The organism is Halobacillus aidingensis, from assembly GCF_900104185.1.
GTDB lineage: Bacteria > Bacillota > Bacilli > Bacillales > Halobacillaceae > Halobacillus > Halobacillus aidingensis.
Map to the genome: position 1 here is coordinate 1 of NZ_FNIZ01000036.1, position 21,404 is coordinate 21,404.

Below are 21,404 nucleotides of genomic sequence, written 5' to 3' on the forward strand. Positions count from 1 at the left end.
AATGGGGTTGTTGGGAAGCTGCGAGACTCCCGTGGGAGAAAGGAGATAGGCGAGATCCCGCAGGGCTTTAGCCCGAGGAAGCTCGCCACTCCCCCACAGGAAAGCGAGTAGCTTCTCAACAACCCCTTACGCTCAACCAGGCAAACGAACTCCGGTTATCTCGAAACCGAGTCTTCCACTAAAGGGAGCTTATGGGGAAAGAGAGAGGGATTGGTGTGTGAAATGGTACTTCTTCTCAGGGATATTGTTTGCTTTGATGCAAATAGTAAACGTGAAGATTAATCCTGAGGAGGATGCATGATGAAGAAAAAATGGATCATTCTATTCGCAGCGCTCATGATGATTGCCATGTTGGCTGCTTGTAATACATCGGAAGAACGCGCACGTGAAAGTCAGCGGAACAATTTGAATCAAGTCAGTTTTGGTCCAGAAGACCAAGGCATGCAAGGAGACGGAAATCAACCAAGAGAAATGGATCCTGGTGCAAACGGTCAAAACCGCTTTGATGCCAACATTCCTTTTGAAGGGATGAATCCAAATGGAACGAACGGGTCGATGCAAGGTCCATACTTTTTTGACCATGATGGCCGTTACACACAAGATCCACAAGGTGGAGATCCGGCACAAAGACAATCCCCGAATCAAGCTGAGCAAAATCGTGATGATACTGCACAACAGCAGAGCGATCAAGCAAATGGGGATTTTCAACAGCAGGTGATTGATTTGACGAACAAAGCTCGTGAAAAAAATGGCCTGAAACCTCTTAAGAACAGCAATGATGTGGAAGAAGTGGCTCAAACGAAATCTGAGGATATGGCGAAGAACGATTATTTCTCCCATACATCACCAACTTACGGAAGTCCTTTTGATATGCTGAAGGAATTCGGAGTCAATTATTCAACAGCAGCTGAGAACATTGCTGCAGGACAGCAGTCTCCACAATCGGTTGTCGATGGCTGGTTAAACAGTTCAGGTCACCGTAAGAACATTATGAACAAGAATATCACTCACATTGGTGTTGGTTATGCCAAAGACGGCAATTACTGGGTGCAAATGTTCATTGCAAAATAAGTAGATATGACGCTTGGTTATCATCAGGCGTCATGTTTTACATACAAATCAAGGCAGGGGTAGAGAATGAAGAATATATGGATCCTGGTCATGGTGTTCGCTGTCATTCTGGCACCTTCTGACCTAGCAGCTTTTAAAGAAGAAAGATTGGTGGCCATCGGGGATTCCATTCCATTTGGTTATAATTTGGATAAAGAAAATAAAAATCCTCCAAAAGGGTCGTTCCCGTCTTTAATTGGAATGAAAAAAGACATAGAAGTGACCAATTTAAGTATTCCAGGACTGACATCTGCCCAATTACTAAAAGCTGTTCAATCCAATAATACCTTCAGAGAAAGTCTTAAGAACGCCGATTATGTCATTGTGTATATCGGTGGCAATGATTTATTGAATGTCGTAAAAAAAAATGGTGGACTGGATGGTATGAAAATGGAGGAGGCTGCTCCGGTTATTCGAGATCTCATTTATAATGTCTATTCGACCATTCTGGAAATTGACGAATTAACGAACGGGAAAGTGCTTGTTTACAACATATACAATCCTTATCCTGCTGCCGGTGACCAGTTGAACACGCCGCTCGCTTATATTAACCAGCAGTATGCTTCCTTAATCAAGCTGCTGAAACACTTTGCTTCCGTTACTCTTGTCGATGCCTATAAGGCCTACCATGGTCATCCTGAGTACATCATTAAAGGGGATGTTCATCCGACGGCAAAAGGTCAACAGGTACTGGCTAAGCTCGCATTGAAACATATGGACTAAGCTTAGCTTAGGGGTGGGTGTTTCTTCCATGTTTCATGATATAATGAGGGTACGGTTATTTTGGAGGTGTCTACATGGTTAGATTTGGAATTATAGGAACCAATACCATTACGGAAAAATTTATAGAGGCAGCGAAACAGCATGCCCATTTTACATTACAGGCGGTGTATTCTCGTACAGAAGAGAAAGCAGCCAACTTCGCATCCAAACACGGTGCACTTGAGACGTACACAGATTTAGAAAAGATGGCATCCAGTTCGAATGTGGATGCGGTTTATATAGCGAGTCCTAACGCTTTCCATGCGGAGCAGGCGAAGACCATCATGAGGAAAGGGACGCATGTCTTATGTGAAAAACCGATGGCTTCCAATCAACAAGAGATCGCTTCTATGATTGAAGTAGCCAAAGAAGAAGGCGTTCTGTTAATGGAAGCAGTCAAGTCTACACTCATGCCAGGTTTTCTAAGCATTCAGGAACATCTACATAAAATCGGGGAAGTGAGACGCTTCGTCGGGAACTTCAGCAAGTATTCCTCTCGTTATGATGCATATAAAAGAGGAGAGGTGTTGAATGCTTTCAAGCCGGAACTGTCGAACGGTTCTTTGATGGACCTTGGTATTTATGGCATTTATCCGATGGTTGCCCTATTCGGTGCCCCCAATCATGTCCAGGCTAATGCCGTATTTTTAGATTCTGGTGTTGACGGTCAAGGCAGTGTGGTCGCAGCTTATGATGGAATGGAAGGAGTAGTGGTCCACTCCAAAATCGTGGATTCCTATGCTCCGTCTGAAATTCAAGGAGAAAAAGGCACGATGCTCATTCCGAATATTTCTGAACCGAAAGATATAAAAATCATTTATAGAGATGGATCCGTGGAAGAACTTTCTTTCGAAGATGAGTTTTCCCCTATGTATTATGAAGCGGCTGAGTTTATCAGTCTGGTGGAGAAGACAAAAGATCGGTCGGATAATAATTCGTTGGAGCATACGCTGATTACAGCGAAAATCATGGAGGAAGCTCGCCGGCAAATCGGCTTGGTTTATCCTAACGACCGCTCTTAGGGTCCTGAAAAAAGAGGCACTCACTTGCGAAAGTGCCTCTTTTTTCTACTGTTCTTTTAGTTGATTTGATACGTCCGTGAGGCTTTCTTGCTGGTACGCTCTTCGCTTGTGGTGGATACCCCATTCGTTCATCTTCTCCAAGAATGAGGCCGTTGTTCGCCCGTAAGGCGTCACACGATACTCCACTCTGGGAGGCACGGTTTCATAATCGATACGTTCGATTAGACCGTCCTGGATGAGCTTCTTCAGTTCTCTGGCAAGGATTCTGGAAGAGATGTTTCCATCAAGGGACCGACGCAGTTCATTGAACCGCAGATGATTTTCGTGGATGAGTTTCCAAAGAATTAACCCTTTCCACTTTCCGCACACGACTTCAAGAGTGACATCAAGGCCGATCCCATCTTCCTTCATCTGCTTCACCTCACGTTATTTTTTTGTGGTCTGTCCTTGTTTTTGCATGGCTTTTTCGTAGCCTTCCAATACTCCCTGGGCATAGACTTTGTTTAAGACAGTCATGGTCTGAGGGATGACTTTTTCTTCTTCCGATTCCGAGACTTGGTTTAATAAGTCTACGAGTTCTAACAATTCTTCAGTAACGGGAAAAATCGGTTTTATGTTGTCCAAAAAGGATCACCTTCCTGTTTGTTCGGGAAAATACTATTACTATAATTCTATTTGCTTTTTATACGAGTCACAAGTACTTACATATTTGTTCGTGTTACATTGCCTATTATGACTTAAGCTAGTGTGAATAATCAACATATAAGTCCAGGGTTTTGGCTCAGTGGCGCACCTTTACAGAAGGTCGGTGTTGTACAAAAGTTATACTTAAATAGCTGATCTTGGTGTGTCTGTATAACGGAAAGATTCATGGTTCTCAAATCGTGCATGAACATCATCTTTTTATTAATGAAGACATTCCCTATCTGTATAACGGGTCTTTAGATTGACCCACGTTTGGAGGATTTTGTATGCGTGCAATTTTTTCTTATACCTTTCCTTACAAAAAGTCTGCATCGATCGCCCTTTTTCTTATGTTCATCGAATTATTGGTTGAACTGGCCCAGCCCATCCTCATGGCCAAAATTATAGACGATGGAATCATAGCCGAAGACTTTAACGCCGTTTTGCTATGGGGAGGTGTGCTTTTAGGGTTATCATTGCTCGCCTTTACCGCAGGGGTGACCAATTCTTTCTTTGCTGCCGACTTGAGTCAGGGGGTCGGTTATGACTTGAGAAAAGATCTATTTTCAAAAGTCCAGAAGTTTTCAGCCCGTCACTTCCAAAACATCACGACTCCAAGCTTGGTCACAAGGATCACCAATGATGTGATTCAGATTCAAAACTTACTATTCATGTTTGTAAGGATCGGGCTCAGGGCTCCACTTTTCATCATTTTTGCTTTAATTATGGCTTTTACCATCGATGTGAAACTTGCCCTATTCCTACTGGGCAGTGTACCTGTATTTTTGTTGTTCCTATTCTTCCTTCTTACGAAAGGCATCAAGTGGTTTAAGAAAGTTCAGCATAAACTCGATGGCCTCAATACGATCATTCGGGAAAATATAGCCGGCATCCGCTTGATCAAAGGCTTTAATCGGAAAGAGCATGAAGAGGAGAGATTTCATCAGGCGAATGAGTCGTTGGTTCTTCACAATAAGAAAGCGTTGTGGCTCATGGAAGTGGCTATGCCTGTCGTCATGTTCGGGATGAACATTGTCATCCTGGTCCTCCTTTTTGTTGGTTCACAAATACTCAGCAATGCAGGGGTGGAAGCTGGTGAATTGGTCGCCATCATCAACTACGCGACAAGGATTTTATTCACCTTTTCTGTTTTTACATTCTTGATCATGGTCATCTCACGAGGGCAGGCCTCGGCTGAAAGGATTGCAGACGTGCTGCATCAAACTACAGATGAGGATACGTCAGGAAAAGCCAAAGAACTGGACGGTGCGGTCCGCTTTCACAATGTTTCTCTTCAAAGGGGCGGTCACAACGTGCTGAAAAATCTGAACTTCCATGCATTACCGGGAACCACAGTCGGTATCATTGGGGAAACAGGTTCCGGAAAAACATCTTTGCTTCACTTAATACCCCGATTGTATGAAAAAAATGCGGGTCAACTCTTTCTGGATGGGGTGGAAATCGAAAATCTCCATGTGAAAAATATTAGAAAACAAATCAGCCTCGTCCCCCAAGAGGTTCATTTGTTTTCAGGTACTGTAAGGGAAAACATTTCCTGGGGGAAGAAGGGTGCGACGCGTGAAGAGATTGAGGGAGCGGCTAAGCAGGCGCAGATTCATGATTTTATCACCGACTTGCCAAACGGTTATGAGACACAAATCGGCCAGAAAGGGGTCGTCTTTTCTGGAGGACAGAAGCAGCGCCTGTCGATAGCACGAGCCCTGGTGCGCGAGCCACGGATTTTGATTTTGGATGATAGTACGAGTGCACTCGATGCTCATACCGAGAAGAGGCTTTTACGTACTCTGGACGAACAGCCATGTACTGTGTTTCTCGTTGCTCAAAAAATCAGTTCGATCCAAAATGCAGACCTCATTTTGATTCTTCACCAAGGAGAAATCATTGCTCAGGGTACACATGACGAACTGCTTCAACAAAGTGAGTATTACGCTGAAATCCATCAGTCTCAACAAGAGGGGGTGACGTCATGAGTGGAAATCCTAAACCGAAAACGGGTCACCTTCATGGGATTGGATCAAAACCTCCAAAGGTAGAAAATATCGGGGGTACACTCCGGAGAATTTGGCGTTACATGGCGGAAGAAAGAGTAAGATTTATCATTGTTTTGGCGGCCATCCTGATCAGTTCCTCTTTATCCTTGCTCGGTCCTTATCTACTAGGACTGACCGTTGACATGGTCATAGAAGCTCCCGGATCAGGAACCCTCCTCCCCATGCTGGGCAGCTTGTTTCTTGTTTACTTGTTTCATTCGCTTTTTCTCTGGCTGCAAAATTATTGGATGATCGGGATCGCTCAAAATGCGGTCCGGTCGATGAGGTCGCATCTGTTTTCACATGTTCAGCTGCTGCCTGTACTCTTTTTCCAAAGAATGCAGCAGGGGGAGTTGATGAGCAGACTTACGAACGATATTGAAAACGTAAGCCGGACCTTAAATACAGCCGTCGTACAATTTTTCACAAGTTTATTGACGATCATCGGTACATTAATCATCATGCTTTGGTTAAGTCCAATGCTTACCTTGCTGACATTGACCATTATTCCTGTCATGTATTTTGGGATGAAATGGATCACAAACCGAACCGGTCCCTATTTTAAAAAGCAACAAAAGGACCTTGGTGACGTTAATGGCTATGTAGAGGAAATGTTCTCTGGTCAGCCGATCATTAAAATGTTTTCCAAAGAGGAAGATGTCATTGATGAGTTTCGGGAAAAAAATCAAGCGTTAAGAAGGTCCGGCTACTATGCGCAGGTGTACACAGGTTTTATTCCAAAATTGATGAACATGTTAAATAATGTAAGCTTTGCGATCATCGTCGGAGCAGGCGGGCTGCTTGCTCTTAACGGCTCTATATCGATCGGTATCATCGTCACGTTTACAACATATTCCCGTCAATTCACTCGACCGTTGAACGATCTGGCCAACCAGTTCAACATGATTCTATCAGCAGTAGCTGGCGCAGACAGGGTCTTCCAGGTCATTGACGAAAAAGAAGAAAGGCTGGATGAAAAGAACGCGCATGAGGTGTCAGAAATCCAAGGGGATATCCAATTTGTGCATGTCGATTTCTCTTATGAAAAAGAACAGCAGACGCTTTCGGACATCACCTTTCAAGCGAGAGCCGGTCAAACGGTGGCGCTCGTCGGTCCTACAGGCGCGGGGAAAACGACAATCATTTCTTTACTGTCACGATTCTACGACCCGGACTCAGGTCATATTCTTTTGGATGGCGTCGACTTGAAAAGCGTGAAAAGAGATAGTCTGAGGAACCAAATGGGGGTCGTTCTCCAGGATGCGACCATGTTTCATACGACCATAAGGGAAAACATTCGTTATGGCCGACTGGATGCCACAGATGGTGAGGTTGAACAAGCTGCTCGGTCAGCAATGGCTCATGATTTCATTACCCAACTGCCAGACGGATACGATACGGTTCTTGATTCAGATGGAAAAGGGGTAAGTCATGGACAAAGACAATTGCTTTCTATTGCTCGAGCTATGATCGCAGATCCATCGTTACTCATTTTAGATGAAGCGACAAGCAGCATTGATACAGTCACAGAAATGAAAATCAATGCCGGTCTCACCAATTTAATGAAAGGACGAACGAGCTTTGTCATTGCTCACCGTCTGCATACCATACGCTCAGCTGATGTTATTCTCGTGCTCAAGAGTGGGAGGATCGTTGAAAAAGGAAACCACAAGACACTCATGGAACAAGGTGGGGACTATGCAGCTCTCATTCAAGCACAAGCATCAGAGAGGAAGGAAAGAGGATACGGTTAAGTCTCACACCTCCGCCCATCTTGCCGCATAAGATGAGGAAAAGGGAGGGGTGACCATGTCACTAAATCAACCGTATCCTTACTGGACCGATTTGCCTTATGCCGGCGAAAGCCGACCACCATCAACGAACGAAGGGGTGGAGTTTGAAGCAGGGAAATGGAAAACCTATTTTATTGAACATAGCCGCAGGCACGGGTTTAAAACGTTGGATGGAACTCCGATACGATTAGCCATCAAAGATCCAAAGACCATTGACTGGCCTAGGGAACTGAAGGTAGTCAAAGAAACATTAGCGCATTTGACAGCCGATCAAAGGAAAATTGCTGTGTACTGGGGAGAGGGGCCAGCGTCCAAACAATGGGTACCCATTGTGGACCGCCTGATTGATACTTATGGTGTGGAAGCCCCTAGAGCCGCTCGTATTTTAGGAGCCGTTTTCAGCGGAATGAATGATGCTTTCGTCGTGTGCTGGTCGTTGAAATACCGCTGGCTGGTACCGCGTCCTAACCAATTGGACCCTCAATTACGCACGGTCATTTGTACACCGAAACATCCATCTTATCCATCCGGACACGCAACGATTTCCGGGGCTGCAGAAATAATCCTTAGTTATTTCTTTCCGGCCGAAAGAAGGAAGCTGAGGGAATTGGCTGAAGAAGACGCCCGCTCAAGGCTTTATGCCGGCGTACACTTCCCTGTCGATAATGATGAGGGGCTCCGTCTTGGTAGACAAATCGGCCACATCGTTGTAGAAGAGTTGAAAAAAGATTATGTCGAAGGCCGCCGGCTTGACCAGCCATTTACAGAATATCGTAATGCGGATATCTATCCTTCCGACTATAGGCAGGCCATTCCTTTCCGGTTTGACCAAAAATGCGGTTCCCTGCTCCTTGATTCAACGGACAATGAAGAATCTTCCCCATACACCGATTGGATCGACCCAAAAATATTCTACTAACCAAAAGAACCACGCCCCAGGTGTGGTTCTTTTTATTCTGTTTAAGGGCAGGATTGTGGAAGACTCGAATTCGAGATAACAGGGCTTTGTTGCCGTATTAGGAGTTAGGGGTGGTTGTGAATCTACTCGCTTTCCTGCGGGGATGACGGCAAGCCTCCTCGAGATTCGCTCTGCGGGGTCTAGCCAGTCAATCCATTCCCGCGGGAGTCACGCAGCTTCCCAACCACCCCATTCGATGTATGTGTGAAACGAACCCCTTACCAAGTTGGATTGTCTTACACTATTCGACTGTTAGAAGCATAAAGCGCTCTGTATCAAGCTTTCAGGATTCATGAACCTGGGCATGGGAGTTTATTCTTACACTCCCATCATGCTGGATAGCTATATTTATCCGAGAAGTGGTTTCGAGATACATATATGGCAAAGCGAGCCATTCCCCGCAGCCTCCATCCACTCAACAAAAGTCTCGAAATTGAGTCTTAATCGGGAGGCTTTACTTTAAAAAGTAGACAAGTTTTCGGTGTCCCTGTGCATATAAATGAACTAACGAAATGATAGGAGGGGTATGGCGTGGATGCGTGGGTTTTGTCTGCAAGAAAAATCGGTTTACTTTTAGGTGCCATTATTATCGCTTTTGCTGCTTACTACATCGGGAGCTTTTTCTGGAAAGGGGCCATCTCGACCTCAACAGAGCCTGTGAATGGGGAACCACGAGTCATCAATCTAGTGACAGGGGAATTCAAAGCAGAAACGGCAGATGGGAAAGAAATTGAAGCTTACCGTTGGGATCCGGGAACGATCTTTGTCGAAAAGGATGAACCTTTCAAACTGAGCATTTACGGAGTGAATGGAAAAGAGCACCCTTTTTACATTGAAGGTACGGATGTCAAAGGTGTGGTGGAACAAGGGAAAGAGACGGTCTTAGATCTTCAATTCAAAAAGGAAGGCATTTACCGTTTGATCTGCACCACCCATTCTGAAATTGCTTCGGATGGTCCGATGATTGCTTACATCGTTGTTGATTAAACGGAAAAGAGGGACGTGCTCATCGTCCCTCTTTTTTTCAATCTCTTTATAAAAAGGGGGGAGGGTTTGGTTGTCTTAGTTGTAAGTTCTATTGTACTGGGATTATCCATTGCCGCACCTGTAGGACCGATAAATATAGAAATCATGAGGAGAGGTCTTACTTATGGGTTTTGGTCTGCTTTTTGTGTAGGTCTGGGAGGGATGTCTTCCGATCTATTGCTGATGGCGGCTATGTTCTTTGGAGTCGGTGTTTTTTTAACGTGGACATGGGTGCAAGTCGTATTAATGCTCGTTGGGTGCGTTGTCTTGGTCCACGCGGGTTGGACGAGCCTGCATGCCAAAGAAGAATGGAGGGTGGAGGAAGGTTATGAACGGCACAATAAAGGACAAGCTCTACTCTCTTACATAAGAGGTGTGGTCATTGCAGGGACGAACCCAATGAATCTATTGTTTTGGATTAGCATTTATGGATCGGTTTTAAGCGGGGCTTTACAAGAAGAGAACATGTTTCGCTCGTTCATCATCAGCTCTATGGTTTTTCTTGGGATTGGTTTGTGGAATGCGAATTTAGCATTTTTCGTACATTTTGGGAGGTACCTTGTAAACTCATCTTTATTAAAGTGGATCCAGGGTATAGCGAGCTTGATCCTTATCTATTACGGTCTCAAATTCGGCTGGATTGGAATAAGTGTCCTTTTTAAGCATTTAGCTATGTAATAGAAACAGGATCAACCAGTGAATTATCAAACTATATGGCAGGCTTGTTGAAGACTCAGTTTCGAGATGTTTTTCGGGGTTCGTCGCCATGTTGAGGGTCAGTGGTGGCTGGGATGCAACTCGCTTTCCTGTGGGGGAGCGCCGAGCTTCCTCGGGCGGGCTAAAGCACTAAGGGATCTCGCCTATCTCCTCTCTCCCACGGGAGTCTCGCAGCTTCCCAACCACCCCATTCACGAACCCCTTCACTGTGGGAGTGTGCCTTCCACTATCCTGGTGTTTTAAGCATTAAGCGCACTATAGCAACCTTTCCGCATACGCAATAGTGTCCTTGATAGTTGATTCCCCTCCAATTACCATGTCATAAAAGCAGGTTATTCCGGATGTGGTTTCGAGATACTTATATGTCAGAGGGGCGGAGGGGAATGGCGAGACTCCTGCGGGAAAAAAGTGCATGGTGAGACCCCGCAGGACGAAGTCCGAGGAGGCTCACCGCGCTCCCGCGGAAAGCGAGCTATTCCCCGCAGCCCCCATGCACTCACCAAAAGTCTCGAAACTGAGTCTTCCACAATCGGGAGCTTATCTGAAAAGGTTAAATACAGGATGAAAAAAGGAGCCCCTGATGAATAGGGGCTCCTTTTTGATGGATGCAAATCGGTTTATATCGATTGAATCATCCGTATATCAATGGAAGGCCATCCTCTTAAGAAGCATTCGACTCTTTAATAATACGGTTGATTTCATTTTTGTACAGATCGGAGCGTCCGCCGAAGATGGCTTGGATATTGTGGTCTACTTTCACGACGCCTGCAGCTCCTAGTTCTTTCAAGCGCTCCTCATTGATTTGACCTACTTCAGAAACTTCGACACGTAACCTTGTAAAGCATGCGTCGACGTGCTTCAAGTTTGATTCTCCACCAAGAGCTTCCATGATGGCAGCGGCTGTCTCTTTTGTTTGACCACCTTTGCTCCCTTTCTTCTGCTCATTGAAGTCTTTACGTGTGTAGAGCTTGTTCTCTTGTCCTCCACGACCTGGTGTTGCCAGATCCCACTTTTTGATGGCAAAGGAGAAAGAGAAATAATAGATGACGAAGAACACAGCACCTGCGACAAGGTTCATCCACCAGTTTCCGGTGCCTGGTAAAGCGTTTACGAGGATGAAATCAATTAACCCGGAACCGCCGGCCCACCCAAGGTGATCCAGCATGTACATGACGGCAAACGAGATACCAGCAAGAAATGCGTGGAATACGAAAAGCAGTGGAGCGACGAATAGGAATGTGAATTCGATTGGCTCTGTGATACCTGTCAAAAAGGCTGTACCTGCTGCGGCAATGAGCATTCCTTTCACGACCGGCTGATTTTTCTTATCGGCACGGCGGTACATTGCAAGTGCAGCTCCTAATAGTCCGAACATGATGACAGGGAATTTACCTGCCATGAAGCGGCCGGCTGTAACTTCGACACCTTCGGCAATCTGTGCAAGGAAGATGTATTGATCTCCGGACACGGCACTGCCAGTTACTTCTGCTGTCCCGCCTAGAGATGTCCATAGGAATGGAGCATACCAGATGTGGTGCAAACCTGTCGGAATCAACGCACGTTCTAAGAAGCCGTAAAGTCCGATGTATAACGGGTTAGTCGCACCGTTGGCGATAACGTTTGCGACAGCATTGATGCCCCCTTGAATCGGCGGCCAAACGACCATCATAGCAAGAGCAAGGAAAATGGACGAGAAGACCATGGCGATTCCGACAGAACGGTCACCAGCAAAGAAGCCGAGCACTTCTGGCGGGTCAAACTCATGGAACTTGTTATAAATCCAAACAGCTAAGAGTCCGACGACAATTCCGCCAAGGACACCTGTTTCCAGTGTAGGAATACCGAGTGCCATGCCATATTCTCCGCTTTCACTGACCATTTCAGGGGTGATTCCTAAAGCGAAGGAGATGGTTTTGTTCATAATGATATAACCGAGTAGTGCCGCTAAGGCAGCAATTCCTGATCCCCCTGTTAAGCCTATGGCAACCCCGATGGCAAAGATGACAGCAAGATTGTTGAAGATGCTGATTCCGATATCAGACATACCGCTACCGATGAGTTGAATGATGTCATTTTGTAAAAAAGTGAGTGTATCAGCGAGTGGTCCTGTCAACGCAGCTCCAAGCCCGAGCAATATACCGGCAGCTGGGAGCAACGCGACGGGAACCATCAGTGATTTTCCGAACTTCTGTAAGCTTCCAAAATATTTCTTCACTTCTGATCCTCCTTTATAGGGAAACGCTTTCTTGTTTGATATAGAGGAGACCCCGGAATAGGCCGGGGTTCCATTGGGTTATTTCGATGTTACAAGCTGCTTGCTGGCGTGTAACTCAGGCCAGTACTGCTGGTTCGCTTCAATCATGTCATCCAAGATTTTGCGGGCGCGAGGTGCGTCTACAACCGTCCGGTTCAACGTCAAGGCCTGGAGTGCTTTTTCGTAGCTGTTTTCATAATACGCATCCACGACAAGTTTCTCGTACGCAAGCTGCCCCTCAATTAGTCCTTTATAGAAGGTAGAAATGTTTCCGACGGCGAATGGCTTCGGTCCACGGTTTGTAATCATTGCTGGAACTTCAACCATCGCATCATCTGGAAGGTTGGCAATCGTACCATTGTTTTCAACCATGACGATGAAAATATCTCCATTATTGTAAGCCATGGATGCGGCGACGCGGATCATGTAACGACCATGGATGTCCACTTCAAGTTCAACGTTCTCTGTTGTATCATCTGCAATGATTTGATCGGCCAGGGTGTGAACGCGTTTTTCACGGCCATTAATGACTTGGCGGGCACGTGTGTTGGTGACGTCTTCTTTTTCTACCATTTGAGAAGGATAGAGATAATATTGCAAGTACGTGTTCGGCAAGTATTCAGGGAAGTCGGTCACCATTTGCTCCACCTGCTTGAACGTTTTGATCCAGGAAGGGTCGTTGGCAATCTCTGCATCTTCAGGAATAAAGCCGTCCTCTGTGATGGCACGTTTAATTGTGTCTGTGTGATCGTTTCCGTTCTTGTCGAGAATTTTCGTGAACCAGCCGAAGTGGTTAAGTCCGAAGTATTCAGGGACAAGGTCGAAGACGTCTTTTCCAAGGATACCTGCGTAGCTGACCATGATTGCTGCCGGCATATCACAAATATTTAAGAGCTTTTTATCTTCCGGGAACTCACGACGTAGAGCTTCTGCAACAATCGCTGCAGGATTCGTGTAGTTTAGGATCCAAGCATCTGGAGAATAATGACGGATATCGTTGACGAGGTCGATCATATCTCCGATGGATCGCAGTCCGTAAGCCATTCCACCTGGTCCGCATGTTTCCTGCCCGACGGCTCCATGGTTAAGAGGTATTTGCTCATCCTGCTCACGCATCGCGAGACCGCCTGTCCGAATTTGTACGAATACAAAATCTGCATTTGTCAGAGCTTCTTCTTTATCTGTCGTGTAATGGAAACTCTCCAGTTCCGGATACTTTTCACGAAGGATGATTTCTGATGCTTTCGCAATTTTCTCCTGACGTTCTGCATTCGTGTCATAAAAGGTAATCGTTTTCAAAGGAAACTGTTCTTTTTCTGCTACAAGACTCATGATCATACCAATGGTGTAAGTGCTGCCGCCACCGACGACGACAAGGTTTTGTTTTTTCATATTCAAGACCTCCAATAAAGGTATTATATTTGTTTTGTTTTTTATTTAATATGAATATAATACATATTATTGAAAGCGTCAACATTTGTATCGTATTTTTTGCAACATTTCGTTATAATGGTTGTAGAGATAGGTTTCGACTTGGTTGCATATGTGGGGATGGGACGCCACATCCCCGCATCACCCAGGTCATTAGTAATGGGAGGAATAGAAATGGCTGCGCCTTTGTATCGTAGAATTGCTCAACAAATCAAAGAGGAAATCCAATCGGGGATATGGAAAGAAGGGGAAGCGATCCCCACAGAAATGCATCTCTCAAAAAGATACGAAGCATCCCGCGTGACAGTGAGACAGGCAATCAAAGGTCTTGTCGAAGAGGGGCTTCTTGAGAAGGTACAGGGGAGCGGTACCTATGTGAAAGAGCAGAAAATTGAACATAACATTTTCGAACTGTTGAGTTTCACAGAAGAAATGAGACGTTTAAATAAAGAACCAGTGAATAAAGTCCTCCACTTTGAATTGAAAGAAGCGGAGGATCATGTGAAACGAATGCTGCAACTTGCAGATGGGGAGAAAGTATTTTACGTCCGCCGTCAAAGACTTGTCGATGATATTCCATATGTCGTCGAGGATACGTATTTGCCGGTTTCTATGTTTCCGAATCTCTCGTATGGAATTATGACCGGTTCGAAGTATGATTATATTGAAAAGGAAGTGGGGATGAAGATCAAAGACAGCTTCCAGGAAGTCATCCCGGTCCTGCCTTCCACGGATATTGCAGAAGCGCTTACGGTCGAGGAATCCATGCCGATCCTGAAGATTCAATCGTATAGTGTTTTTGTTGATGGGACCATTTTTGAATATAGTGAAAACCATTTCAAAAGTGACGAATACAAGTTTACACTTAGGGCTTCAAGACCCTGAACCGAACGATATGAAAATTGAGCTTATAAGAAAGCACAGGCAAGATGCCTGTGCTTTTTTATATCCGTTATATCCACTTGCCGGTCTAGTAAACCGACCTTCTGATTTTATGTGGTTTAAGAAGGTTCTTGCTGGGTTTTATTTTGTTTCTTTGACTTGAATAACAACCCTATCCAAACGATTAAAGGAATGATCAAACCGTGTGTAATGGCAAAGGGAAACCATGTTTCATTGATAAATGTCTCAAAATAAGCAACATCCGGGTAAGCGATGATGGATAATACGACCATCCCCATCCCTAGTGGGAGCAACAAAGGCCGGTGGTCTTCCATGGTCAGAAACTGAGCAATGCCTACAGTGGTTGAATAATAAAGAACGACCATTTTAAAGAAGATTGTGATCATCCATATGATCGCGATGATAATTTCCAGTCCTTCTAAGAAACCGGCGATGTTGATTTTTTGAGCTAACTTGTAGCTAGGATATGTGTTCAATGCAGTTAAATCGCTTCCTAAAATCAGGATGCATAAGAGAGTGATTAACGTTAAGATAGCCCCGCCAATGAAAGTTCCTAAAATCCAGGCTCTTTTCTTTGTTTTCCCATCTTTGACATAAGGGATGATCATAAGAAAAGTGACCATTTCTAATAAGGGCGTGCCGATGACGAATGTAGAAGTGTCCACGACAGGAACGATTCCATTGCCAAGAACCGGTTGTAGATTCTCCATTTTGATTTGCGGGGATAATGTGATCGTGAAAAAAAACACCAGTAGTACCACCCAGGGCATAAACATTTCTGAAGACCGTCCAATGGCTTCTAGTCCAAGGTAAGCTCCCCAAATGACTACGATTAAAAAAAGGATATGAGTAAACTGCAAAGGTGTTTCTGGTATGATTTGGGTGGTCATGAAGTCGCCGATGTTTCTTAACACAAGGGAGGCCAGAATATAGAGAAAAGAGAGGTAGAAAAAAAGCAGAACTCTCCCAAACCAGTTTCCAAATACGGCAATGGTGGCCTGGACGAACGTTTGTCCTTTCATCAGTGTAGCGATGTGATTGTAAAGAACCACAAGGAGCAATCCAATAGCAACTGAAATGGAAATGGATATCCAGGCATCCTGTTTCGCATTCGCCGCAAGCGGGGTAGGGACGATCAGAATGGAACTTCCCACGGAAAACAAAATGACTAGAAACATAAACTGCCGGGGACTGATCGTCTGATTATCCATATCTACACCTCTTATCGTTTAGAATCCAATCATTTTATAGAAAGTTTGAATGAGATCAAGCGGGTTCGGAAGCTCGACCTCCAGGCTTTCCAACACACTAATGATTGTGAAGGAAAGCAGGAAAATCGTGAAAAACCATGCCTCTTTTTTTCTATTTTTTTTGTATAGCTTGGGAAATTCAAGTAAGAAAATCCCTAATGCGAGAACGATGATGGAGATCATAGACCACACGTGGATCACACCTATTCTTCTATTGTAATGGGTTGTGTTGAATTCCCTTTTCTTCGAATTTGAGCTTTGACTTGAATTTCCACCTTTAATTCTTTGAAGTGGCTGTTCCAATCTTTTTCAACGGTTTTCCAATAGTCAGGATTTTTTCGTTGGATGAGACTACCAAACCCGAAAATATCACTTCCGAAGTCTTCTTGTGCTGCCTTGATCGCAGCTTCCATCTTTTGTTTAACCTTTTTTTCAACATCTCCATTAATGGTTTCGATGGATTCTGCTTTCGTAAGGTCAATGGGGCAGTTCAATTCTCCTACATTGCCTTCCAAATCTAATTCAATGGATATAGAGGGGGTCCTATCTTCGAACTTTGCCTTTGAACTGCTGTCTGTCCGAAGCACTTCTACACTTACAAGCCCTTCGCTATCGCAAGGGTACGAAACGGTTGTACTTTCCATGTCGCCTGTAATATAGTTCAAGCCCTTGCTTTCGTCCGGTGTTAACCAACCGATCACTCGATCTTCTTTCATTACGGCGAGGTGATCAACTCGTAATTGTGTAGGGGCATCAATTTTTTCGATATTCTCAATTGCTGTACCAATTTCAGCATCCCCTTCGATAAGCAGGCCTGGCAACACCGGGTTTTGCCCTTTGCTAAGGATTTGAGCGATCAGTTCATCAATGACAATTCCTTTTGAACTTCCTAGACTTTTTTGTACGGATTCCATCGAATGCATGAGTTTGTTGGCAGGGATTTTTTCATACGGAGTGAGTACCTTCAGTAAGTCTTTCACTCCTGTATCCTTCGCAATGGTTACAAAAAAAGCGGTGCGAAATTCATGGTCTCTATAAAAGATATCAAGTGAGGGCAGGATGCCTTCCTCAGCTAATCGGTTACCAATAACAAGAACGCGTAGTTGTGACAGGTACATCTTCCTCGGCGACTTTTCTGTCATATTACGAAAAGCTTCGAAGATGGAATCTCCTGTAGTTTCATAAATCGAAACAGGCGGCCTTGTAGTAGGTGCATCTGTCGCAATTTCTGAGGGATTGATGACTTGAGTGACCAATAGGAACTGATCGTCTTCTGTTTTATCGATTCCGACAGCTACGACAATACCAAGGTCATCTAATTCTTTACTATTCCAACATCCGGCAAGGAGGAGGAGGCAAACCGCTAGGGTGATTGCTTTGAGATATATGTTCATATACATCTTCACCTCTCCTTCGATTTGGAATCGACTCGTTTTTGATCGCTTTTCGTAAAGAAACTCGGTCGTGAAAGAAGTCCCCAATGGGGTAAGCGAATTAACACATCTTTTTGGTCTTTCCCAATCATAGGAGCGAGAGGAGCCATATATGGCTTGCCGAATGATTGCAAGCTGCACAAATGAAAAACCATGGCAATCATGCCTAAAATGATTCCGAACAACCCGAAGGTGGCCGCAAGAATCATCAATGGAAAACGAAGGATTCGGATTGAGATGGCCATATTGTAAGCAGGAAACACGAAACTGCTGATGGCCGTAATAGCCACAACGATGACCATGGCGGGGGAGACAAGGCCCGCTTGCACAGCTGATTGACCGAGTACCAGAGCTCCTACAATGGAAACGGCGGAACCTACGGGTTTTGGTAGACGGACGCCGGCTTCTCGAAGGACTTCAAAAGTCAATTCCATCATAAGAGCTTCCACAAAAGCGGGGAAGGGGACTCCTTCCCTTTGAGAAGCAAGACTGATCAAAAGCGGAGGGGGGATCATTTCCTGATGGAACGTTGTAAAAGCGATATAGAGCGATGGCATGAATAAGGCCACTGAAAAACAAAACAATCGCAGCAATCTCACCAATGTTCCAATGTCTGCTCGTTGGTAATAGTCCTCACTGGATTGCATAAAGTTCACAAATAGAGCAGGCACTAAAAGGACATTCGGAGTTCCATCAATCAGGATGGCAACCCTGCCTTCCAATATCCCCCCAGCAATAGCATCCGGCTTTTCTGAATTATAAACCGTAGGGAAAGGAGAATACTGAGCATCCTGAATGAATTCCTCAATATATCCACTTTCTAACACGGCATCGATATCAATTTGGTTCAGTCGCTCCTTCACTTGATCAAGGACTTCTTTTTCAGCTGTACCCTCTAAATAAACAACCGCAATATCCGTACAAGTTTTCCTTCCAATGGTTTTCGCTTCTACTCTGAGGTTAGGGTCTTTAATTTTCCGTCTTAAAAGAGCGGTATTTGTTCTGATCGTTTCAGTGAAAGCTTCTTTCGGCCCGCGGATGACGCTTTCTGATGTAGTCTCTTGTACGCCCCTGTCGCGCCAGCCTTTTGTACTTGCAGATAAAGCTTTCGTTTGCTTGTCCAGGAGTAAAATAGTTTCACCAGAAAGTAATTTCTTCAGAAGGTCCTGTTTATCTTCCACTTCCGACATTTCACCGATGGGGAGATTGGCCTCTTTAATCGATTCATATAGATGGTGAGTAAAATGCCTTTTTTCTGAAACCTCAAGCATTAAAGATTCCAAAATGAAGTTTTGCACCGTGTTCTTATCTACGAGCCCATCCATGTATGAACAGCAGCGGATGTCTTATGAATGGAGAAGGGACGTGTCACAAGGTCGGAGCTATTTCCAAGAGTTGTGCGGATATCGTTCAAATTTTCATCCAATGACCGATAGAGAGGCTGAGCACTAGGATATTTCTTATCATTCGTCGTGTTACCCTTCACAAGCTCCCACCTCTCTACGTTGTTTTTCATTAGCATGTTCATATATTGGGAATTTATGAAAAAGTATATCCATCTTTTAGCATTGTTTGATCAGCAGGTGCAAAAGCAGTATGTAAAAGACATTAGGGATAATGAATAAAAAACGGTAGAGGGATGTAGCGAAGAATTTTGTAGGACTCATCTGAGGAAAAGAATAATACATCAAGATACAAAAAAGACTACTCTTTTAGAAGTAGGCTTTTTTGCTGAATTTCAATTCCAATATCAATTTGTCCAATACAACCGTTACTTCTTTCTAGATGGTGTAGGCATAGCTTCATATCAAGGGGTTAGAGGTCTGCGGAAATAAATCATGTCCATTCCTCTTATTCCATTTTCATAAAATGGATCCGAGTATTGAAGGAAGAAGTCATGATGGATCTCATGGAACCGAAAACCAGCTTTCTGGTAAAAGGCTAAGTTTTCAATACTAGAATTAGAAGTTCCGACGAGCATTTCTTTGTACCCTTTCTTTTGAAAAAGGGAAAAAGCCGCGTGGATCACTCGTTTCCCGTATCCTTTTCCTCGATAGGCTTCTTGTATGGCGATGTTTTTAATTTCAACCGTGTGCTCTTCAGGAAACACGAACAAAGAGACACCAATATGTACATCGTCCAGATGAATGGTATAGAACAGACCATCATCGATATAACTTTCAATAATGGCTTCAGACTCATCAGCTAGCAGGAGGTCTGCCATGAAAAGACGGCGTTCGTTCGTTTCCACTAAATGAATACGGCTCACTAGTTCCTCCTCCTTCATGTTCGGCTATTATCGTAAGGATGTGGTTATGATAACATAAGGTTAGTACATCCTTTTCAGAAATCGGTCATTTTTCTGAAAAGACATCATTTATTGAGTGGAAAGGCTCAGGATGATTTTTTGCGGGAATAGAAGAACATTTCCCTAAACAATTGAGGAACGTAATATAAAGGAGTCGTCGATGATGGAACAACAAGAAAAGATTTACGATTTGATCGGAGTAGGTGTGGGACCTTTCAATTTGAGTCTGGCTGCTTTGCTGGATGAGATAGACGAAGTTGAATCCCTATTCTTTGAACAGAAGGAAGCTTTCGACTGGCACCCGGGAATGTTGATTGAAGGGACAAAAATGCAAGTCCCTTTTATCGCTGATTTGGTGACAATGGCAGATCCGACGAACAAATACAGCTTTTTGAACTATATCAGCAAAAATGAGCGAATGTATCAGTTTTACTTTTTGCAGCGCCTCGACATCCCGAGAAGAGAATACAACGATTACTGCCAATGGGTCGCTCGTCAGCTCGACAGTTGCCGATTCCAAAGAAGAGTCACGAATATAAGGCATTACAAAGATAACGAAGAACTTTTCGAAGTAGAAGTGACGAATGGAGAAAACGAAAAAACGGAGGTTTACCGCACGAAGAATTTAGTGATGGGAACAGGAAGCGTACCGGTCATGCCACGCTCATTCCAAGATGCCTCTTCAGAAGACGTTTTCCATACAGCAGATTTCCTACCGAATCAGGACCGCTGCCGTAAAGCGAACTCGATTACGGTTGTCGGCTCTGGCCAAAGTGCTGCCGAGACCTTCCGTGAATTGCTGAAGGAACAACGTGACTGTGGCTATCGTCTCGATTGGATTACACGTTCGGCGAGTTTTGAGTCGATGGAAGAATCTAAGCTAAGCCTCGAGCACTTTTCACCGGATTATGTGAATTATTTTTACCAGCTACCACAAAAACAGAAAGATGAGATCTTCGCTAATCAAGGACTGTATTATAAAGGAATCAGCAATCATACAATCAATGACATATACAATCTCCTCTACGAGTATTCGGTGGGGCGAAAAGACCTGAATGTCGGATTGCAGGTCCTTAGTGAAGTAAAAGATGTTCGTCCAAAAGCAGATGGTGGCTATGAACTCGAATGTTACCACTATCAGAAAAAAGAAATGTTCACCCATCAAACGGATCTTGTCATTGCAGCAACAGGTTACAAGCCTTTTGTTCCAGACTTTGTCCACCACTTGGAAGATTTCCTTGAATGGGATGAAGAAGGAAGATACAAGGTGACCGCAGATTATCGACTTGTCACGACGGAGGAAACAGCAAATGAAATTTATGTACACAGTGGGATTTCCCATACCCACGGTGTAGGATCTACCAACCTTGGTCTATCGATCCATCGGAATAAAGTCATTATCAACCACCTTGTGGGACGCGAAGTCTTCCCAATGAACGAAAAAAACATTTTCCAGTCCTTCACCGTCTAACCATCAACACCCCAGCCATCCGCGTCTGGGGTGTTTTTTGCATGGTTTCTTAAAGAATATGGCAGGATTGTGGAAAACTTGATTTCGAGATGTTGTGGGATTCTAGGGGCTGCGGGAAAAGGTTCGCTTTCCGTGGGCGAGTGATGAGCCTCCTCGAGCTAACGCTCTGCGGGGTCTCATCTACCACGCACTTCCTCTTAGATATCCGGTTCCGGCGCCTAGCGGCTAGTG

20 protein-coding genes are annotated in these 21,404 nt (G+C 44.5%); 10 read left to right on the forward strand and 10 right to left on the reverse strand.

Annotated features, from left to right (window positions below; translation table 11 throughout):
- Positions 1-300: 300 nt before the first annotated feature.
- From BLS23_RS20580 to BLS23_RS20590, 3 genes are all read left to right on the forward strand, one after another.
- A complete protein-coding gene (locus BLS23_RS20580) occupies positions 301-1,071 on the forward strand; it encodes a CAP domain-containing protein (RefSeq protein ID WP_089654883.1) in 771 nt (256 codons plus the stop codon).
- A gap of 66 nt (positions 1,072-1,137) precedes the next feature.
- Complete coding sequence (locus BLS23_RS20585; protein ID WP_089654884.1) at positions 1,138-1,833, forward strand: SGNH/GDSL hydrolase family protein; 696 nt, start codon at positions 1,138-1,140, stop codon at positions 1,831-1,833.
- 74 nt (positions 1,834-1,907) lie between these two features.
- The gene (locus tag BLS23_RS20590) at positions 1,908-2,894 is read left to right on the forward strand and encodes a Gfo/Idh/MocA family protein (RefSeq protein WP_089654885.1); all 987 of its coding nucleotides are present in this window, start codon (positions 1,908-1,910) and stop codon (positions 2,892-2,894) included.
- A 45-nt stretch (positions 2,895-2,939) separates the two neighbouring features.
- Here the strand turns inward: BLS23_RS20590 and BLS23_RS20595 are convergent, their stop codons facing one another.
- Positions 2,940-3,305 (reverse strand): winged helix-turn-helix transcriptional regulator, encoded by a 366-nt coding sequence (locus BLS23_RS20595; protein ID WP_089654886.1) that lies wholly within the window; start codon positions 3,303-3,305, stop codon positions 2,940-2,942.
- Positions 3,306-3,320: 15 nt separating this feature from the next.
- On the reverse strand, positions 3,321-3,518 hold the full coding sequence (locus tag BLS23_RS20600; RefSeq protein WP_089654887.1) for a hypothetical protein: 198 nt from the start codon (positions 3,516-3,518) through the stop codon (positions 3,321-3,323).
- A gap of 347 nt (positions 3,519-3,865) precedes the next feature.
- On the opposite strand from BLS23_RS20600, the gene BLS23_RS20605 reads away from it, so the two are divergent.
- From BLS23_RS20605 to BLS23_RS20625, 5 genes are all read left to right on the forward strand, one after another.
- Entirely contained in the window at positions 3,866-5,569 is a 1,704-nt protein-coding gene (locus BLS23_RS20605; protein ID WP_089654888.1) for an ABC transporter ATP-binding protein, read from the forward strand.
- The gene (locus tag BLS23_RS20610; RefSeq protein ID WP_089654889.1) at positions 5,566-7,383 is read left to right on the forward strand and encodes an ABC transporter ATP-binding protein; all 1,818 of its coding nucleotides are present in this window, start codon (positions 5,566-5,568) and stop codon (positions 7,381-7,383) included. The genes BLS23_RS20605 and BLS23_RS20610 overlap by 4 nt, the downstream gene beginning before the upstream one ends.
- A gap of 55 nt (positions 7,384-7,438) precedes the next feature.
- Positions 7,439-8,341, forward strand: a complete 903-nt coding sequence (locus BLS23_RS20615) for a phosphatase PAP2 family protein (RefSeq protein WP_089654890.1) — start codon at positions 7,439-7,441, stop codon at positions 8,339-8,341.
- 570 nt (positions 8,342-8,911) lie between these two features.
- Positions 8,912-9,367 carry a cupredoxin domain-containing protein gene (locus BLS23_RS20620; protein ID WP_089654891.1) on the forward strand — a complete coding sequence of 152 codons (456 nt, stop codon included), beginning with the start codon at positions 8,912-8,914 and terminating at the stop codon, positions 9,365-9,367.
- Positions 9,368-9,433: 66 nt separating this feature from the next.
- Positions 9,434-10,084, forward strand: coding sequence for a LysE family translocator (locus tag BLS23_RS20625; RefSeq protein WP_089654892.1), 651 nt, complete (start codon positions 9,434-9,436; stop codon positions 10,082-10,084).
- A gap of 700 nt (positions 10,085-10,784) precedes the next feature.
- Here the strand turns inward: BLS23_RS20625 and BLS23_RS20635 are convergent.
- On the reverse strand, positions 10,785-12,338 hold the full coding sequence (locus tag BLS23_RS20635; RefSeq protein ID WP_089654894.1) for a PTS transporter subunit EIIC: 1,554 nt from the start codon (positions 12,336-12,338) through the stop codon (positions 10,785-10,787).
- A 78-nt stretch (positions 12,339-12,416) separates the two neighbouring features.
- Positions 12,417-13,769 carry a 6-phospho-alpha-glucosidase gene (locus BLS23_RS20640; protein WP_089654895.1) on the reverse strand — a complete coding sequence of 451 codons (1,353 nt, stop codon included), beginning with the start codon at positions 13,767-13,769 and terminating at the stop codon, positions 12,417-12,419.
- 213 nt (positions 13,770-13,982) lie between these two features.
- On the opposite strand from BLS23_RS20640, the gene BLS23_RS20645 reads away from it, so the two are divergent.
- Complete coding sequence (locus BLS23_RS20645) at positions 13,983-14,693, forward strand: GntR family transcriptional regulator (RefSeq protein ID WP_089654896.1); 711 nt, start codon at positions 13,983-13,985, stop codon at positions 14,691-14,693.
- Between the two features lie 116 nt (positions 14,694-14,809).
- Here BLS23_RS20645 and BLS23_RS20650 read toward each other — a convergent pair whose 3' ends face one another.
- The 6 genes from BLS23_RS20650 to BLS23_RS20670 form a co-directional block, all read right to left on the reverse strand.
- On the reverse strand, positions 14,810-15,922 hold the full coding sequence (locus BLS23_RS20650; RefSeq protein WP_089654897.1) for a GerAB/ArcD/ProY family transporter: 1,113 nt from the start codon (positions 15,920-15,922) through the stop codon (positions 14,810-14,812).
- 18 nt (positions 15,923-15,940) lie between these two features.
- A complete protein-coding gene (locus BLS23_RS20655) occupies positions 15,941-16,153 on the reverse strand; it encodes a hypothetical protein (protein WP_089654898.1) in 213 nt (70 codons plus the stop codon).
- Positions 16,154-16,164: 11 nt separating this feature from the next.
- Complete coding sequence (locus BLS23_RS20660) at positions 16,165-17,361, reverse strand: Ger(x)C family spore germination protein (RefSeq protein WP_089654899.1); 1,197 nt, start codon at positions 17,359-17,361, stop codon at positions 16,165-16,167.
- A 2-nt stretch (positions 17,362-17,363) separates the two neighbouring features.
- A complete protein-coding gene (locus tag BLS23_RS20665; RefSeq protein ID WP_341845062.1) occupies positions 17,364-18,692 on the reverse strand; it encodes a spore germination protein in 1,329 nt (442 codons plus the stop codon).
- A gap of 11 nt (positions 18,693-18,703) precedes the next feature.
- The gene (locus tag BLS23_RS22230; RefSeq protein ID WP_341845063.1) at positions 18,704-18,880 is read right to left on the reverse strand and encodes a hypothetical protein; all 177 of its coding nucleotides are present in this window, start codon (positions 18,878-18,880) and stop codon (positions 18,704-18,706) included.
- A gap of 321 nt (positions 18,881-19,201) precedes the next feature.
- Positions 19,202-19,663, reverse strand: coding sequence for a GNAT family N-acetyltransferase (locus BLS23_RS20670; protein WP_244157292.1), 462 nt, complete (start codon positions 19,661-19,663; stop codon positions 19,202-19,204).
- 202 nt (positions 19,664-19,865) lie between these two features.
- Here BLS23_RS20670 and BLS23_RS20675 point away from each other — a divergent pair, with 202 nt between their 5' ends.
- Positions 19,866-21,173 (forward strand): lysine N(6)-hydroxylase/L-ornithine N(5)-oxygenase family protein, encoded by a 1,308-nt coding sequence (locus BLS23_RS20675; RefSeq protein WP_167356137.1) that lies wholly within the window; start codon positions 19,866-19,868, stop codon positions 21,171-21,173.
- The last annotated feature ends 231 nt before the right edge of the window (positions 21,174-21,404 follow it).

Coding starts and splice junctions, on each gene's coding strand:
- BLS23_RS20580 (WP_089654883.1), top strand. CDS start 301: ATGAAGAAAAAATGGATCATTCTATTCGCAGCGCTCATGATGATTGCC.
- BLS23_RS20615 (WP_089654890.1), top strand. CDS start 7,439: ATGTCACTAAATCAACCGTATCCTTACTGGACCGATTTGCCTTATGCC.
- BLS23_RS20645 (WP_089654896.1), top strand. CDS start 13,983: ATGGCTGCGCCTTTGTATCGTAGAATTGCTCAACAAATCAAAGAGGAA.
- BLS23_RS20675 (WP_167356137.1), top strand. CDS start 19,866: ATGGAACAACAAGAAAAGATTTACGATTTGATCGGAGTAGGTGTGGGA.
- BLS23_RS20585 (WP_089654884.1), top strand. CDS start 1,138: ATGAAGAATATATGGATCCTGGTCATGGTGTTCGCTGTCATTCTGGCA.
- BLS23_RS20660 (WP_089654899.1), bottom strand. CDS start 17,361: ATGTATATGAACATATATCTCAAAGCAATCACCCTAGCGGTTTGCCTC.
- BLS23_RS20595 (WP_089654886.1), bottom strand. CDS start 3,305: ATGAAGGAAGATGGGATCGGCCTTGATGTCACTCTTGAAGTCGTGTGC.
- BLS23_RS20640 (WP_089654895.1), bottom strand. CDS start 13,769: ATGAAAAAACAAAACCTTGTCGTCGTCGGTGGCGGCAGCACTTACACC.
- BLS23_RS20610 (WP_089654889.1), top strand. CDS start 5,566: ATGAGTGGAAATCCTAAACCGAAAACGGGTCACCTTCATGGGATTGGA.
- BLS23_RS20650 (WP_089654897.1), bottom strand. CDS start 15,922: ATGGATAATCAGACGATCAGTCCCCGGCAGTTTATGTTTCTAGTCATT.
- BLS23_RS20605 (WP_089654888.1), top strand. CDS start 3,866: ATGCGTGCAATTTTTTCTTATACCTTTCCTTACAAAAAGTCTGCATCG.
- BLS23_RS20590 (WP_089654885.1), top strand. CDS start 1,908: ATGGTTAGATTTGGAATTATAGGAACCAATACCATTACGGAAAAATTT.